The organism is Duganella callida (assembly GCF_004614165.1).
In the GTDB taxonomy this organism is placed as follows: Bacteria; Pseudomonadota; Gammaproteobacteria; order Burkholderiales; family Burkholderiaceae_D; genus Rugamonas; species Rugamonas callida.
Genome location: NZ_SPVG01000260.1, coordinates 37,728 through 52,560, shown reverse-complemented (window position 1 = coordinate 52,560; position 14,833 = coordinate 37,728). Strand labels below are relative to the sequence as shown.

17 protein-coding genes are annotated in these 14,833 nt (G+C 60.5%); 2 read left to right on the top strand and 15 right to left on the bottom strand.

Annotated elements, in window-relative coordinates; genetic code table 11:
- Positions 1-9 precede the first annotated feature (9 nt).
- The 6 genes from cysT to E4L98_RS27070 form a co-directional block, all read right to left on the bottom strand.
- Complete coding sequence (gene cysT, locus E4L98_RS27095) at positions 10-885, bottom strand: sulfate ABC transporter permease subunit CysT (RefSeq protein WP_371857290.1); 876 nt, start codon at positions 883-885, stop codon at positions 10-12.
- A gap of 108 nt (positions 886-993) precedes the next feature.
- Positions 994-1,767 (bottom strand): sulfite exporter TauE/SafE family protein, encoded by a 774-nt coding sequence (locus E4L98_RS27090; RefSeq protein WP_135204643.1) that lies wholly within the window; start codon positions 1,765-1,767, stop codon positions 994-996.
- A gap of 72 nt (positions 1,768-1,839) precedes the next feature.
- The gene (locus E4L98_RS27085) at positions 1,840-2,478 is read right to left on the bottom strand and encodes a peroxiredoxin (protein ID WP_135204642.1); all 639 of its coding nucleotides are present in this window, start codon (positions 2,476-2,478) and stop codon (positions 1,840-1,842) included.
- A 24-nt stretch (positions 2,479-2,502) separates the two neighbouring features.
- Entirely contained in the window at positions 2,503-3,060 is a 558-nt protein-coding gene (locus tag E4L98_RS27080) for an RBBP9/YdeN family alpha/beta hydrolase (RefSeq protein ID WP_135204641.1), read from the bottom strand.
- An 18-nt stretch (positions 3,061-3,078) separates the two neighbouring features.
- A complete protein-coding gene (locus E4L98_RS27075) occupies positions 3,079-4,083 on the bottom strand; it encodes a sulfate ABC transporter substrate-binding protein (RefSeq protein WP_135204640.1) in 1,005 nt (334 codons plus the stop codon).
- Positions 4,084-4,171: 88 nt separating this feature from the next.
- Positions 4,172-4,555, bottom strand: coding sequence for a diacylglycerol kinase (locus E4L98_RS27070; protein WP_135204639.1), 384 nt, complete (start codon positions 4,553-4,555; stop codon positions 4,172-4,174).
- Between the two features lie 118 nt (positions 4,556-4,673).
- Here E4L98_RS27070 and E4L98_RS27065 point away from each other — a divergent pair, with 118 nt between their 5' ends.
- A complete protein-coding gene (locus tag E4L98_RS27065) occupies positions 4,674-5,453 on the top strand; it encodes an IclR family transcriptional regulator (RefSeq protein WP_135204638.1) in 780 nt (259 codons plus the stop codon).
- Here E4L98_RS27065 and pbpG read toward each other — a convergent pair.
- From pbpG to E4L98_RS27050, 3 genes are all read right to left on the bottom strand, one after another.
- Positions 5,435-6,502, bottom strand: a complete 1,068-nt coding sequence (pbpG, locus tag E4L98_RS27060) for a D-alanyl-D-alanine endopeptidase (protein ID WP_135204637.1) — start codon at positions 6,500-6,502, stop codon at positions 5,435-5,437. The two genes, E4L98_RS27065 and pbpG, sit on opposite strands and share 19 nt — an antisense overlap.
- A gap of 130 nt (positions 6,503-6,632) precedes the next feature.
- Positions 6,633-7,328: a nitroreductase gene (locus E4L98_RS27055; RefSeq protein ID WP_135204636.1), complete on the bottom strand. Its 696-nt coding sequence runs from the start codon at positions 7,326-7,328 to the stop codon at positions 6,633-6,635.
- The gene (locus E4L98_RS27050; RefSeq protein WP_135204685.1) at positions 7,325-8,245 is read right to left on the bottom strand and encodes a DMT family transporter; all 921 of its coding nucleotides are present in this window, start codon (positions 8,243-8,245) and stop codon (positions 7,325-7,327) included. Before E4L98_RS27050 ends, E4L98_RS27055 begins: the two co-directional genes overlap by 4 nt.
- Before the next feature lie 327 nt (positions 8,246-8,572).
- Between E4L98_RS27050 and E4L98_RS27045 the strand changes: the two genes are divergently transcribed.
- Positions 8,573-9,118 carry a phasin family protein gene (locus tag E4L98_RS27045; RefSeq protein WP_135204635.1) on the top strand — a complete coding sequence of 182 codons (546 nt, stop codon included), beginning with the start codon at positions 8,573-8,575 and terminating at the stop codon, positions 9,116-9,118.
- Between the two features lie 254 nt (positions 9,119-9,372).
- Here E4L98_RS27045 and E4L98_RS27040 read toward each other — a convergent pair whose 3' ends face one another.
- The 6 genes from E4L98_RS27040 to E4L98_RS27015 all read right to left on the bottom strand — a co-directional run bounded on the left by E4L98_RS27040 (position 9,373) and on the right by E4L98_RS27015 (position 14,708).
- Entirely contained in the window at positions 9,373-10,095 is a 723-nt protein-coding gene (locus tag E4L98_RS27040) for an ABC transporter ATP-binding protein (protein WP_135204634.1), read from the bottom strand.
- Entirely contained in the window at positions 10,095-10,865 is a 771-nt protein-coding gene (locus E4L98_RS27035; RefSeq protein ID WP_135204633.1) for an ABC transporter ATP-binding protein, read from the bottom strand. The genes E4L98_RS27040 and E4L98_RS27035 overlap by 1 nt, the downstream gene beginning before the upstream one ends.
- 10 nt (positions 10,866-10,875) lie before the next feature.
- The gene (locus E4L98_RS27030; protein ID WP_135204632.1) at positions 10,876-12,093 is read right to left on the bottom strand and encodes an ABC transporter permease subunit; all 1,218 of its coding nucleotides are present in this window, start codon (positions 12,091-12,093) and stop codon (positions 10,876-10,878) included.
- A gap of 12 nt (positions 12,094-12,105) precedes the next feature.
- Positions 12,106-13,035 (bottom strand): branched-chain amino acid ABC transporter permease, encoded by a 930-nt coding sequence (locus E4L98_RS27025; RefSeq protein WP_135204631.1) that lies wholly within the window; start codon positions 13,033-13,035, stop codon positions 12,106-12,108.
- Positions 13,036-13,282: 247 nt separating this feature from the next.
- Complete coding sequence (ispH, locus tag E4L98_RS27020) at positions 13,283-14,248, bottom strand: 4-hydroxy-3-methylbut-2-enyl diphosphate reductase (RefSeq protein WP_135204630.1); 966 nt, start codon at positions 14,246-14,248, stop codon at positions 13,283-13,285.
- A gap of 7 nt (positions 14,249-14,255) precedes the next feature.
- Positions 14,256-14,708, bottom strand: coding sequence for an FKBP-type peptidyl-prolyl cis-trans isomerase (locus E4L98_RS27015; RefSeq protein WP_135204629.1), 453 nt, complete (start codon positions 14,706-14,708; stop codon positions 14,256-14,258).
- Between the last annotated feature and the right edge of the window lie 125 nt (positions 14,709-14,833).

Sequence of the window (14,833 nt, the reverse complement as noted above, 5' to 3'; positions counted from 1 at the left end):
TCCACTCATTTATTTCCCCGACTTTCCGCGCGCCCAGGCTTGCAACAGGTTGATGGCCAACAGCAGGATGAAGGACACCACCAGCATCACCACCGCGATCGCGGTGGCGCCGGCGTAGTCGTACTGCTCCAGCTTGGTGATGATGAACAGCGGCGTGATTTCCGACACCATCGGCATATTGCCGGCGATGAAGATCACCGAACCGTACTCGCCGGTGGCGCGCGCGAAGGCCAGCGCGAAGCCGGTCATCAGCGATGGCAGGATGGTCGGGAACACCACGCGCGAAAAGGTCTGCCAGGCGTTGGCGCCCAGGCTGGCGGCGGCCTCCTCCAGCTCGCGCTCGGCGTCTTCCAGCACCGGCTGCACGGTGCGCACCACGAACGGCAGGCCGATGAAGGTCAGCGCGATCACCACGCCCAGCGGCGTGAACGCCACCTTGATGCCCAGCACGCCTTCGATGTAGCGGCCGATCCAGCCGTTCGACGAATACAGCGACGTCAGCGTGATGCCGGCCACGGCGGTGGGCAGCGCGAACGGCAGATCGACCAGCGCATCGACGATGCGCTTGCCGGGGAATTCATAGCGCACCAGCACCCACGCCACGATGCCGCCGAAGATCACGTTGATGAACGCGCCGATCAGCGAGGCGCCGAACGTCAGCTTGTAGGAAGCCACCACGCGCGCCGAGGTGACGGTGGCCCAGAACGACTCCCAGCTCAGCGTGAAGGTTTTCAGGAACACGGCCGACAGCGGGATCAGGACGATCAGCGTCAGGTAGAAAATCGTGAAACCCAGCGACAGCCGGAAGCCCGGCATGACGCGGAATGGTGCGCCCTTGGCGGCCACTGGCGTGCCAGCGGCCGGCGCGGCGAGAACTGCAGACATGGAGGCTCCCTTATTACAAATCCTTCTATAAGGGCTGCATATTCTCATCTATGCTTCATAATACAAACGAAGCATTTCTCATTTGGTTAGATGTTTCAGCTATAAGCGTTACCAAATGAGCTTGGCGGCGACAGCCACCAGCGTGACCGCCAGCAACCCGCGCAGCAGGCGCTCGGGCACGGCGCGGGCGGCATAGGCGCCCAGGGTGATGCCCGGCACGGAACCGACCAGCAAGTTCAGCAGCAAAGTCCAGTCGATCGAGCCCAGCCACCAGTGGCCGGCGGCGGCGATCGCGGTCAGCGGCACGGCATAGGCGATGTCGGTGCCGGCCACTTCGGCGGCGGTCAGGCGCGGATACAGCATCACCAGCAGGGTGGCGCCGATGGCGCCGGCGCCGATGGAGGAAATCGTCACCAGGATGCCCAGCAAGGCGCCACAGGAGATGGTGGCGTTGCGCAGCGCCGCGCCCTGCAGCTGGCGTTCCGGGTGGGCGGTGATCCAGGCCAGCATCTTGCGTTTGAACAGCAGCGCGACCACGGTCAGCAGCACCGAGGTGGCGATCATGTAGCGGATGACCTGGCCGATTTCCCGGTTGAGCGTACCGAAATGTTTGAGCGCGAAGCTGGCCAGCAGCGCTGCCGGCAGCGCGCCCAGGCACAGCCGGCGCACGATGTCCCAGTGGACGGTGCCGCGCATTTTGTGGGTGAAGGTGCCGACGCCCTTGGTCAGCGAGGCAAACGCCAGATCGGTGCCGACCGCCACCGCCGGGACCACGCCGAACAGCAAGGTCAGCAGCGGCGTCATCAGCGAGCCGCCGCCGACGCCGGTCATGCCGACCAGCAGGCCGACCGCAAATCCTGAGGCAACAAACGATAAGTCCATACAATTTCCCCAAAGTAGGCCCGCAGGGTACCTACTCGGAGGAAATTTCCAAACAACGGAATCTTTATAAGCTTATTTGTTCGGTTGCGGCGTCACACGCAGGTATGGACGTTCGGCGGTGTAGCCTTTGGGATATTTTTGTTTCAGCACGTCCGGGTCCTGCACGGTCAGCGGGATGATCACGTCGTCGCCGTCCTTCCAGTTGCCCGGGGTGGCCACGGTGTAGCCGTCGGTCAGCTGCAGCGCATCGATCACGCGCAGCACTTCGTCGAAGTTGCGGCCGGTGCTCATCGGATAGGTCAGGGTCAGGCGCACTTTCTTGTTCGGGTCGATCACGAACAGGGTACGTACGGTGGCCGTCGCCGAGGCTTCCGGATGGATCATGTCGTACAGGTTGGACACCTTGCGGTCGGCGTCGGCGATGATCGGGAAGCCGACCACGGTGTTCTGGGTCGCTTCGATATCCTTGATCCACGCCTGGTGCGATTCGGCCGGGTCCACCGACAGCGCGATGGCTTTCACGTTGCGCTTGTCGAATTCCGGCTTGAGCTTGGCGGTCAGGCCCAGCTCGGTGGTGCAGACCGGCGTGAAATCGGCCGGGTGCGAGAACAGCACGACCCACGAATCGCCAGCCCATTCGTGGAATTTCAGTTTGCCGATCGACGAGTCTTGTTCAAAATCGGGCGCGGTATCGCCCAGGCGGATGGTCATTTTGGTCTCCAGAAGTGTAAGGTGTCACGTGGACAGTGCGCCATTGTGCGCCTGCTCTGCTAAAAAATACAAGGTTTCCAATCCTTCGGGCCAGTCGCCCAGGCCGGACTCGGCATTGATGTGGCCCAGCGGCCCGCCGTTGATGAAGCGGCTATGCCAGCGCTGCGCCCACAACTGCGCACGCGGCGCCGCCATCCACGGATCGTTGGTGCTGCCAACCATGATGGACGGCACCGGCAACGCCTGCTGCGGCAGCAGCGCGGCCACCCGGAACTTGTCGGGATCGGCCGGCGCCACCAGCAGCACGCCGGCAACGCCGTGCGCGTCGCCGGCCAGACTGTGCACGCTGGCCAGCGCGCCAAAGCTGTGTGCCACGATCAGCGTGGGCTTGTGGCGGTCGCGCCGGCGCACGTCATCCACGCGGTCGGACCAGCGCGCCAGGTCAGGCATTTCCCAGTCGTCCTGCTGCACCCGCTCGAACGCGGGGAACAAGCGCTGCCAGCGGCTTTGCCAGTGGTCCGGCCCGCTGTTGTGCAGACCGGGCGCAATCAGGACGCGGAATTCGGCGAGGACGCTGGCCATGGACACTTACTTGTTGGCTTACTTGTTGGGTTGATAGATCTGGTCGAACAGGCCGCCATCGGCAAAGTGGGTCTTCTGTGCCTTGGTCCAGTCACCGGCCACCTGCGCCAGCGTGAACAGCTTGACGTTGGGGAACTGCGACGCGTATTTCTTGGCCGCCTTTTCGGTGGCCGGACGGTAGTAGTTCTTGGCGATGATGTCCTGCGCTTCGTCAGTGTAGAGGAAGTTCAGATATGCCTCCGCCACCTTGCGCGTGCCGCGCTTGTCGACCACCTTGTCGACCACCGCCACCGGCGGTTCGGCCAGGATGGACACCGACGGCGCCACGATGTCGAACTTGGTCGGTCCCAGTTCCTTGATCGCCAGCAGCGCTTCATTTTCCCAGGCGATCAGCACGTCGCCGATGCCGCGTTCGACAAAGGTGGTGGTGGCGCCGCGCGCGCCGGAATCGAGCACCGGCACATTCTTGTACAGCTTGGTCAGGAAGTCCCTGGCCGACGCTTCGCTGCCGCCCGGCGCGCGCAGCGCGTAGCCGTAGGCCGCCAGGTGGTTCCAGCGTGCGCCGCCGGAAGTTTTCGGATTCGGGGTGATCACCGAGACGCCGGGCTTGATCAGGTCGGCCCAATCCTTGATGCCTTTCGGATTGCCCTTGCGCACCAGGAACACGATGGTGGAAGTGTACGGGGTGCTGTTATGCGGCAGCTTTTTCTGCCAGTCCGGCGCCAGCAGCTTGTGCTCGGCGATGGCGTCGATATCGTAGGCCAGTGCCAGCGAGACCACGTCCGCTTCCAGGCCGTCGATCACGGCGCGGCCCTGTTTGCCGGAGCCGCCGTGCGATTGCTTGATCTTGACGGTGTCGCCGCTCTTGGCTTTCCACTCTTTGGCGAACGCGACGTTGACATCCTGATACAGCTCGCGGGTTGGATCGTAGGACACATTCAGCAGTGAAATGTCGGCGGCCAGCGCGGGGGCGATGGCGGCAACGGCGAGAACGGCAGCGGCGATGATTTTTTTGGACAGCATCGGATTCCCCTAGTAATGAAGATCTCCAGATTAATCCTGCCCTTTATAAATGAGAACTAAGCTTTTAGCAGTTCAATATACAAGAAAATCATAAGAAGCGATTGTAAAGCACCACCGCCCAGGTGGCGATGGCCAGCAGACAGGTCAGCAGCACGGCGGCGCTGCCGAAGTCCTTGGCGTTCTTGGACAGCGGATGGCGCTCCAGCGACACCCGGTCCACCACCGCCTCAATGGAAGAATTGATCAGTTCGACGATGAGTATCAGCAGCAGCACGCCGATCAGCACCAGTTTTTCAAACGCCGAGATGCGCAAGATCAAGGCAATGATGGCGCCAACCGCGAAAATACTGACTTCCTGCCGAAACGCATGCTCATGCTTCCACGCCGACTTGAAACCGTCGATGGAATACCAGAACGCCGCGTAGATACGCTTGAGGCCGCTCTTACTTTTGAATTCGCTTTGGGGAGGCATGAGATGTAGCAACAAATCAATAATGACACATTATGCATCAGTTGCGTCCATCAATTGCGCGCTTTTTCCGCATTATGGTATAAAGAGCTATCCGATACCGCATCGCACCAACCACATCATGAAAATCGAATCCGTTCCCGAGCAAAAGACCACCATCCAGGTGATCGAGCGCATGGTAGCGCTGCTCGATGCCCTGGCCAAGTATCCCGATCCCGTGAGCCTGAAGGAATTGTCCAAGGTTTCCGGGCTGCACCCCTCGACCGCGCACCGGATCTTGAACGACATGGTGGTCACCCGCTTTGTCGACCGGGTCGAGCCGGGCACCTACCGCCTCGGCATGCGCCTGCTGGAATTGGGCAATGTCGTCAAGAGCCGGCTGTCGGTGCGCGAGGCGGCGCTGGATTTCATGCGTGCACTGCACAAGAAAACCCAGCAGACGGTCAACCTGTCGGTGCGCCAGGGCGACGAGATCGTCTACATCGACCGCGCGTTCTCGGAACGCTCGGGCATGCAGGTGGTGCGCGCCATCGGCGGCCGCGGCCCGCTGCACCTGACCTCGACCGGCAAGCTGTTCCTGTCGGTGGACGAGCCCAAGGCAATCCGCGCCTACGCCACGCGCACCGGTCTGGCCGGGCACAACAAGAATTCGATCACCGATCTGGGACGGCTGGAGCGGGAGCTGAGCCTGGTGAAATCGCGCGGTTATTCGCGCGACAATGAGGAACTGGAGCTGGGCGTGCGCTGCATGGCCGCCGGCATCTACGACGACAGCGGCAAGCTGATCGCCGGGCTGTCGATCTCGGCGCCGGCCGACCGTCTGCAGGAAGACTGGCTGGAAGACCTGGTGCTGACCGCGCAGCAGATCTCCACCACCCTCGGTTACATTCCGGTCGAATAAGCCTGCGCCGTCGCGCCGCCGACCAGGTTGGCGGGACGCAGCGCTTCCAGCCATTTGCGCATGCGGCCGGCGTCGGCCGTCCGCGACAGTTTGCCCTTGGAATCCAGGAACACCATGATCACCGAGCGGCCCTCGATCACCGCCTGCATCATCAGGCAGCGTCCAGCTTCGTTGATGAAGCCGGTTTTTTGCAGGCCGATGGTCCAGTCGGGCTGGGCCACCAGGTAATTGGTGGTGCCGAACTGCATCGGCCGGCCATTGCTGACTTCGACCGTGGCCTTGGCGTCGGTCGAGAACTGACGCAGCATTGGCTGCTGGTAGGCCGCCATCGCCAGCTTGGCCAGATCGCGCGCGCTGGCCACATTCATTTTCGACAAGCCGTTCGAGTCGACGTAATGGGTATCGTTCATGCCCAGTTCGCGCGCCTTGGCGTTCATCGCTTCCACGAATGCGGCGCGGCCGCCCGGATAGTTACGGCCCAGTGCCGAGGCTGCGCGGTTTTCCGAACTCATCAGGGCGATATGCAGCATGTTGCCGCGGGTCATCTGGGTACCGACCTTCAGGCGCGAGCTGCTGAACTTTTCCCGGTCCACGTCCTCGTCGGTGATGGTCAGGATCTCATCCATGTCCTGCTTGGCTTCGACCACGATCAGGCCCGTCATCATCTTGGTAATGGAGGCGATCGGCAGCGCCACGTTGGAATTTTTCTCGAACAGCACTTCCGCATTGGCCTGGTCCAGCACCAGCGCCACATTCGACTTCAGGTCCAGCGGATCGTAGGTGCCGTTCAGGCCGGCCAGGTCGCCCATGGTGGGCACCGCTGGCGCCGCGGCCAGCACGCGCTGGTACACCACCTTGCGCTTGCCGTTGACCCGCATTACGCGCTTGACCACACGCTCGCCCGTGTCGGCAGCAGCCACGCGCACCGGCTGGCGTTTTTTCAAGGTGACTTTTTTGGGCGCGGTGGGGCTGGCATCCGCCGCCGTGGCGGTGAAGGCGGAAGTTGCCAACGTCAGCGAAATAAGCGCGCTTAATGCGAGTTTGACCATTCGTATTCCCCAAAAAAGATTCGTGCCAAGTATCGTTGCAGTGTAGCAAATCGCTGAGCTAGCGCAAGCAAATTTAACGTTCCGGGCACAATTGGTTGTGTACGCGCAATATAGGAAAAAACAGCTTTTCCTACTCAACAAATTTAACAAATTCTTCGATGCGCATACGTTCAGTTATCAAAGAATTTTCGATCTTGCTCAAATCCGCAACACCTAGCGCCATGCCGCAGACCACGGTCTCGTTCGGCGGCAACTGCAGCTGGTCGGCAATGATGCGGTGGAACTGGGTGAAAGCGGCCTGCGGACAGGTATCGAGCCCACGTCCGCGCGCCGCCACCATGATGTTTTGCAGGAACATGCCATAGTCCAGCCATGAGCCCTGCTCCATGATGCGGTCGATGGTGAAAATCAGGCCGACCGGGGCATCGAAGAACGCGTAATTGCGGGCATGTTGGGCGGCCATGCCGGCCTTGTTGTCGCGGGTCAAGCCGAGCAAGGCATACAGATCCCAGCCCACCTTGCGGCGGCGGTCGATGTAGGGCGCCACCCACTCGCGCGGATAATACGCATATTCTTCCTGGTGCCGGCTGGCCTGCTCCGGGTCGGTGTATGCGTCCATGATGGCGGAAGACAACTCTCGTTTCTTATCGCCCTGTAACACATACACTTTCCACGGCTGGGTGTTGGTGCCCGACGGCGCCCGGCCCGCCACTTGCAGGATCTGCACGATGTCCTCGTGCGCCACCGGCGTCGGCAGGAAGGCGCGGATCGAACGACGCGAGGTGATCGCGGCGTCGACGGCTTGCTGTTCTGGACTGCAAATCATGTCGTCTCGCTTTTTGGTTTTTTGACCACGAAAATCACGCCGGTCACCGCCAGCACCATGCCGGCGATGCCGGGGGCGTTGAACGCTTCGCCGAACATCAGCCAGGCCATGATAGCGGTAGTCGGTGGCGTCAAATACATCAAGCTGGTGACCTGGGTGGCGTCATTTCGCCGTATCAGCGCGAACAACAGGAAAATCGCGCCTATCGACAGGCCCAATACCGACCACAGCAGTGCACCGACAAAGCGCGGCGTCCAATGCACCGCAGCAAAATCCGGGCCTAGTCCCTCAAACAGAACGGCCAGCGGCAGCACCAGCAGCGCCGAGGCGGCAAACTGGATCAGCGTGCCCACGCGCAGGTCGAATCGCGGGCAATGGCGCTTCTGGTACAGCGTGCCGATCGTGATCGACAGCAGGGCGCCCGCGCACAGCAGCACGGCCTGCGGCGACAACCCCACCAGTCTGACCTTGGCGGCCACCACCAGTCCGACGCCGGCGATGCCGAACAGCAGCCCGAGCCACTGGCGCGGCTTCACCCGCTCGCCCACCAGCGGCGCGGCGAAAGCGGTCAGGATGGGCTGCATACCGACGATCAAGGCCGACAAACCAGCCGGCATGCCCTGCTTGATCGCGCACCAGACGCCCATCAGATACCCGGCCTGCACCAGCAGCCCGGCGACGGCGATATGGCCAATCTGGCCGCGTGGCCACGGCGCTCTCAACAGCAACACGGCCGGGCTTAAGACCACCAGCACGCCCAGGAAGCGCAGCAACAGAAAGGTCAATGGCGGCGCATATGGCAGTCCGAACTTTGCAACGATGAAGCCACTGCTCCACAACAGCACAAAAAACAGCGGCAGCGGCGACAGAAATGAAGCGTGCCGCGTCGCGGCGACTAGGCCAGAGGATTCGGGCATCGGCGAGGCTAGTAGACTAAAAGGCAATCGGCGGCGCCGACGGGTTTGATCCAAGTCTAACACGGCAGCGCGTTCCCCGTCGGAAGGCCGCGGTTTCCCTCACACCCTAGCAATAGTTCCCTTGTTAAATGTTTATTTTTTACCAAATTCACATGCCTTGGTGCAACGCACAAAAAATCGCTTGACTTAATTTTTGAAGGCCGTAAAATCGCCCTTGTTGCGTTGCACAATACGTTGTTCGGTCTGAAACATAGAGCTGCACTGTTTCCCGCCGACGGTTAGAAACACCAGCAGTGATTCATCAACGACTATTTTCCGGAGATCTATATGTTTGCAATTCCTGAGCAATTTTCCAATGCGACCAAAGCCAACTTTGAAGCGCAATTCGCTATTTTCTCGTCGCTGACCGATAAGGCATTCGAAGGCGTCGAAAAATTCGTCGACCTGAATCTGACCGCTGCCAAGGCATCGCTGGAAGAATCGTCGGCCACCACCAAGCAATTGCTGGCCGCTAAGGACCCACAAGAATTCTTCTCGCTGGCCACCGCACAGGCGCAGCCGAACGCAGAAAAAACCCTGGCCTATGGCCGTCACCTGGCGTCGATCGCCACCACCACCGGCGCCGAATTCAGCAAAGCCGCGGAAACCCAGATCGCCGAAACCAACCGCAAGGTGATTTCGCTGGTTGAAGAAGTTAGCAAAAACGCGCCGGCCGGCACCGAAAATATGGTGGCTTTCGTTAAATCCGCCATTGGCAATGCCAGCGCCGGTTACGAGCAATTCACCAAGACCGCCAAGCAGGCAATTGAATCGATGGAAGGTAATTTCAATTCCGCAGTTAATCAGTTCGCCAACGCAGCTGCCAAGAAATAAAACAAATATCCCGGCGCGGTAGGGCGCCCGATATTTAAATCGAAAGCCCCGGTTACCCCGGGGCTTTTTTATTTCTGCTCGTCATCCTCGCGTACGCGGGGATCCATGGAACCGCAGATCATCGTCACCATGGATTCCCGCCTGTGCGGGAATGACACGGCGGCCTATACTAGAAAACAGCTTAAATAAGCCACTTTTTGGCATGTGTGGGGCGAAAAAAAGCCGCTCTAACTGAGCGGCTCCCTATGTGGTGCTTATTCGCCCAGGTAAGCGGCTTTCACACGCGGATCGTCCAGCATGTCCCTGGCGTTGCCGGTCATGGTGATGTTGCCCGAGTCCATCACGTAGCCGCGATGCGCAGCCTGCAAGGCCAGTTTGGCGTTCTGCTCCACCAGTAGAATGGTAATGCCCTGCTGCGATACATTGCGGATCACTTCAAAAATCTTTTCCACCATGATCGGCGACAAACCCATCGATGGCTCATCCAATAATAACAAGTCCGGGTGACACATTAATGCGCGCGCCATGGCCAGCATCTGTTGCTCCCCCCCCGATAAAGTACCGGCCAATTGCTGCGCCCGTTCTTTCAGTCGCGGGAATACATCAAACCATTTCGCAATATCCGCTGCAATACCGGCTTTATCGTTACGCGTATAAGCGCCCATCATCAGATTTTCAACAATCGTCATGCGGGTAAATACGCCGCGCCCTTCCGGTACCATTGCCAGCTTCTTTTCAACCAGATGAAAAGATTTGGTGCCCTTCAGCGATTCGCCTTTATAACTGATAGTCCCATCGACTTTACAAGGCGGCAAAGTACCGGTGATTGCTTTCAGCGTTGTGGTTTTACCGGCGCCATTAGCGCCGATCAGTGCGATTAATTCACCCTGATTGACTTCCAGGTCGATGCCTTTTACGGCCTTGATGCCGCCATACGCGACTTTAAGTCCCGATACTTTTAGAACATTGTCGCTCATTAATGCGATCCTCCCAGGTAGGCGTCGATGACCGCCTGATTGCTTTGTATTTCAGCCGGCAAACCCTCAGCAATTGGCTTGCCATATTCCAGCACCATCAGGCGATCGCACAGTCCCATCATCATCTTGACGTCGTGTTCGATTAACAACACCGTTTTGCCCTGTTCTTTGATCTTCACCAGCAACTCCCGCAGTGCAACTTTTTCGGTCGCATTCATGCCGGCCGCCGGTTCATCCAGCGCCAGCAGCTGCGGGTCGGTGGCCAGCGCGCGGGCGATCTCCAGACGGCGCTGGTCGCCATACGACAGGAATTTCGAGGTGCGGTTGGCGAACTTGCCGATGCCGACGAAGTCCAGCAATTCCTGCGCGCGCCGGCGGATGTCGGCCTCCTCCTCGCGTGCCGCCTTGTGGCGGAAGATGGCGCCGAACACGCCCTGCTTCGAGCGCACGTGGCGGCCGACCATGACGTTTTCCAGCGCCGTCATCTCGCCGAACAGGCGGATGTTCTGGAACGTGCGGGCGATGCCGGCCTTGGCCACCTCGTGCGGCGCCGACGGCGAATATGGCTGGCCGGCCAGCTCGAACGTGCCGGTATCGGGCTGGTACAGGCCGGTGATCACGTTAAAAAACGTGGTCTTGCCGGCGCCGTTGGGGCCGATCAGGCCGTAAATCTGGCCCTTCATGATCTTGATGCCCACGTCGGTCAAGGCCTGCAGGCCGCCAAAACGCTTGTTGACGCCGGCAATATGGAGCATTACTTGTTCACTCATCACTGTCTCCTCAAGCCGCCATCACGCCGGACGACTGATTCTTGGTGTCGGAATCGCCATCCGGACGATCCTCATGCTTGGGCGCGGGCCACAGGCCAGCCGGACGGTTCAGCATGATCAGCACCATGGCCAGGCCGTACAGCAGCTGGCGCAGCACTTCCGCCTCGATCAGCACGTGGCCGAACAGTTTTTCCTGCAACGGTTCCACCACGTGACGCAGGATTTCCGGCAAGGCCGCCAGCAACGCGCCGCCCATGATGACGCCGGGAATGTGGCCTATGCCGCCCAGCACCACCATCGCCAGCACGGCGATCGACTCGGTCAGCGAGAACGATTCCGGCGACACAAAGCCCTGGAAGGCGCCGAACATGGCGCCGGCGATGCCGCCGAACGAAGCGCCCATCGAAAACGCCAGCAGCTTGACGTTGCGGGTATTGATGCCCATCGCCTTGGCGGCGATCTCGTCTTCGCGGATCGCCACCCAGGCGCGGCCCAGGCGCGAGTGCTGCAGGCGCGAGGTGACAAAAATCACGGCGATGCACAGCAGCAGGAACAGGAAATAATAGGCGTTGACCGAGGGCATGCCGTAGCCGCCGATGAACACAGTCGCGCGCGAACCGGCCTCGCCGGCCAGGTTGACGCCAAACACCTTGATCGGGTCGATCAGGTTGATGCCCTGCGGGCCGTTGGTGAAGTTGATCGGCTCATTCAGGTTGTTCATGAAGATACGAATGATCTCGCCGAAGCCCAGCGTCACGATGGCCAGGTAGTCGCCGCGCAGCTTCAGCGTCGGCGCGCCCAGCAAGGCGCCAAAGAAGGCCGCCAGCGCGGCCGCCAGCGGCACGATCACCCACACCGACAGGTGGATACCGTTCTGCTGGACCTCCGGCCCCAGCACCGACACCAGCCAGTCGCCCAGCATCGGATACTCGGAAATCACCGATTCCAGCAGCGTGGCGAACTGGGGCGAGGCCAGCAGGCCGGCCAGATAGGCGCCGACCGCATAAAACGCGATGTAGCCCAGGTCCAGCAGGCCGGCGAAGCCGACCACGATGTTCAGGCCCAGCGCCAGCATGATGTACAGCAGCGCCATGTCGGCGATGCGTACCCAGGAATTGCCGTATTGCGCGGCAAAGAACGGAAACGCCACCAGCAACAACAGCAGCACCGCCATGCTGGTGTACGCCTTGCGCGGCTGGCGGGTGGTATCGAAACTCAGAATAGCCATCTGTCCTGCTCCTTATGCCCGGTCCGCCACGCGCTCGCCCATGATGCCGGACGGCCGCACCGTCAGCACCAGGATCAGCACCACAAACGCGAAGATGTCCTGATAATGGCTGCCGAGGAAGCCGCCGGTCAGGTCGCCGATGTAGCCGGCGCCCAGGCTCTCGATGATGCCCAGCACAATGCCGCCCACCATCGCGCCATAAATGTTGCCGATGCCGCCCAGCACCGCTGCGCAAAAGGCTTTCAGGCCCGGCAGGAAGCCCATCGAGAATTGAATCGAGGCATAGTTGGCGCCCCACATCACGCCCGCCACCGCCGCCAGTGCCGCGCCCAGCGCGAACGTCACCACGATCACTTTGTTCGAATCGACGCCCATCAAGCCGGCAACACGCGGGTTCTCCGCGGTGGCCCGCATCGCGCGGCCCATCTTGGTCTTTTCCACCAGCAGCACCAGACCGGCCATCGACACCAGCGCCAGCGCCAGCAGCAGAATCTGCGTCGGCGTAATGACGGCGCCACCGATCAGGACAGGATCAGATGGCAGCAGTTGCGGGAAAGGCAGCGGATTGCGGCCCCAGATCATCATCGCAAACGTGTTCAGCAGCGTCGACACGCCGATCGCCGTGATCAGCGGCGCCAGCCGCGGCGCGTTGCGCAGGCGGCGATACGCCACGCGTTCGATGATCACGTTCACCAGCATGCAGACCGGGATCGCACCGCCGATGGCGATCGCCAGCTTGACGTAGCCGGGCAAGTCCGGCGCGTGCTGGTTGAGAAGGTTGAGTATGGTCAAACCGGTCATCGCGCCTATCATCAGCACATCGCCGTGGGCGAAGTTGATCAGATTCAGGACGCCATACACCATGGTGTAACCGAGCGCGACCAGTGCATACATGCTGCCCAGCACTAGCCCGTTAATAATTTGTTGGATAAAAGTATCCATCTGTGCCTTTACCGTTGTTATGTCGACATGTAACAAAAACGGCACCCGGTTACCCGTAGTGCCGCCGTTGACTACACGTTCACGATGCAAGTTTCATGCCTGACCGTTCGTCTCCGTCGCCCCGGTTTATAAGCCGAAACGACAACTTTTTAGAGCGAAGCAAATGATAGCCAGAATTCAGGAAAACTAACAGCGAAATAACAACAGATGCACCGAATTTAATTCCGGACGCTCTGCGGGGCAGGTATTAAACCACGCCCTCAACTGGTGCAGTTTTTTGTCCGCCATCCAGGCCCTTGGGCAACGGGAAGGTGACGTTCTCTTCCACGCCTTCCAGCGGACGCACGCTGCGCACACCCAACTCTTTCAGGCGATCGATTACCGCCTGCACCAGCACTTCGGGCGCCGAGGCGCCGGCGGTGACGCCCACGCGCAGTTTGCCCTCCAGCCATTCCGGCTGGATCTGGGTGGCGTTGTCGACCATGTAGGCCGGCGTGCCCTTCTTTTCCGCCACTTCGCGCAGACGGTTGGAGTTCGAGCTGTTCGGGCTGCCGACGACGATCACCACCTCCACCTGCGGCGCCATGAATTTGACGGCTTCCTGGCGATTGGTGGTGGCGTAGCAGATATCGCCTTTTTTCGGTTCGATAATGGCAGGATATTTCGCTTTCAACGCAGCGATAATATCGGCCGTATCGTCCACCGACAGCGTGGTTTGCGACACGTAGGCCAGCTGCTGCGGTTTCGCCACTTGCAGCCGAGCCACATCCTCCACCGTCTCGACCAGGTACATGCCCTCTTCCGTCTGGCCCATGGTGCCTTCGACTTCGGGATGACCGCTGTGGCCGATCATGATGATTTCGCAGCCCTGCTTGCGCATCTTGGCGACTTCCACGTGCACCTTGGTAACCAATGGGCAAGTGGCGTCGAAAATGCTGAAGCCGCGGGCATCGGCTTCCGCACGCACCGCCTTGGAGACACCGTGGGCGGAGAACACCAGCGTCTGGCCGGCCGGCACTTCGTTGAGATCTTCGATGAAAATGGCGCCTTTTGCGCGCAGATCGGCGACTACGTAAGCGTTATGGACGATTTCATGACGCACGTAGATGGGTGCGCCAAACTGGACCAATGCCCGCTCGACGATTTCGATCGCGCGGTCGACGCCGGCGCAGAAACCGCGCGGCTGGGCCAACAGAAGTTCTTTATCGCTCATGCCATCCTCACAGCACAGAAATCAGCTGGACTTCGAACTTCACCGGCTGGCCGGCCAGCGGGTGGTTGAAGTCGAACAAACAGGCCTCCTCGCCCAGCTCGCGCAGGATGCCGGCAAAGCGGCCGCCGCCGGGCGCGGCGAAGTCGACCAGATCGCCGATCTGGTAATCGGTGCCCGGCGCGGAGTTTTCGTCCAGCGTCGCCCGCGACACATGCCGGATCAGCTCAGGATTGCGCGGACCGAACGCCACACCAGGTTCCAGGTCAAACGTCTTGTGCGTCCCTTCGGGCAGGCCGATCAGCAACTCTTCCAGCACCGGCGCCAGCTGGCCCTGGCCAAGCAGCAGCGTGGCCGGCGTGCTGCCGAAGGTGGTGACGATATCGCTACCGTCCATGGAAGCCAGACGGTAATTCAAGGTGAGGTACGACGACGCGTTGACGACAGGTTGCTCGTTAGACATGGACTTAAGCTTCGATGAACTGACAAAGGCCATATTGTAAGCCACCTTGCGATTTACGCCCGCCGCCGGCTAAATAAAGGCATGAAAAAGCCGCAGGCTTGACCAGATCAGTGGCGCCCTGCGCG

Excerpts from the sequence above, each read along its gene's own strand:
- cysT (WP_371857290.1), bottom strand. The coding sequence starts at position 885 with ATGTCTGCAGTTCTCGCCGCGCCGGCCGCTGGCACGCCAGTGGCCGCC.
- E4L98_RS27090 (WP_135204643.1), bottom strand. The coding sequence starts at position 1,767 with ATGGACTTATCGTTTGTTGCCTCAGGATTTGCGGTCGGCCTGCTGGTC.
- E4L98_RS27085 (WP_135204642.1), bottom strand. The coding sequence starts at position 2,478 with ATGACCATCCGCCTGGGCGATACCGCGCCCGATTTTGAACAAGACTCG.
- E4L98_RS27080 (WP_135204641.1), bottom strand. The coding sequence starts at position 3,060 with ATGGCCAGCGTCCTCGCCGAATTCCGCGTCCTGATTGCGCCCGGTCTG.
- E4L98_RS27075 (WP_135204640.1), bottom strand. The coding sequence starts at position 4,083 with ATGCTGTCCAAAAAAATCATCGCCGCTGCCGTTCTCGCCGTTGCCGCC.
- E4L98_RS27070 (WP_135204639.1), bottom strand. The coding sequence starts at position 4,555 with ATGCCTCCCCAAAGCGAATTCAAAAGTAAGAGCGGCCTCAAGCGTATC.
- E4L98_RS27065 (WP_135204638.1), top strand. The coding sequence starts at position 4,674 with ATGAAAATCGAATCCGTTCCCGAGCAAAAGACCACCATCCAGGTGATC.
- pbpG (WP_135204637.1), bottom strand. The coding sequence starts at position 6,502 with ATGGTCAAACTCGCATTAAGCGCGCTTATTTCGCTGACGTTGGCAACT.
- E4L98_RS27055 (WP_135204636.1), bottom strand. The coding sequence starts at position 7,328 with ATGATTTGCAGTCCAGAACAGCAAGCCGTCGACGCCGCGATCACCTCG.
- E4L98_RS27050 (WP_135204685.1), bottom strand. The coding sequence starts at position 8,245 with ATGCCCGAATCCTCTGGCCTAGTCGCCGCGACGCGGCACGCTTCATTT.
- E4L98_RS27045 (WP_135204635.1), top strand. The coding sequence starts at position 8,573 with ATGTTTGCAATTCCTGAGCAATTTTCCAATGCGACCAAAGCCAACTTT.
- E4L98_RS27040 (WP_135204634.1), bottom strand. The coding sequence starts at position 10,095 with ATGAGCGACAATGTTCTAAAAGTATCGGGACTTAAAGTCGCGTATGGC.
- E4L98_RS27035 (WP_135204633.1), bottom strand. The coding sequence starts at position 10,865 with ATGAGTGAACAAGTAATGCTCCATATTGCCGGCGTCAACAAGCGTTTT.
- E4L98_RS27030 (WP_135204632.1), bottom strand. The coding sequence starts at position 12,093 with ATGGCTATTCTGAGTTTCGATACCACCCGCCAGCCGCGCAAGGCGTAC.
- E4L98_RS27025 (WP_135204631.1), bottom strand. The coding sequence starts at position 13,035 with ATGGATACTTTTATCCAACAAATTATTAACGGGCTAGTGCTGGGCAGC.
- ispH (WP_135204630.1), bottom strand. The coding sequence starts at position 14,248 with ATGAGCGATAAAGAACTTCTGTTGGCCCAGCCGCGCGGTTTCTGCGCC.
- E4L98_RS27015 (WP_135204629.1), bottom strand. The coding sequence starts at position 14,708 with ATGTCTAACGAGCAACCTGTCGTCAACGCGTCGTCGTACCTCACCTTG.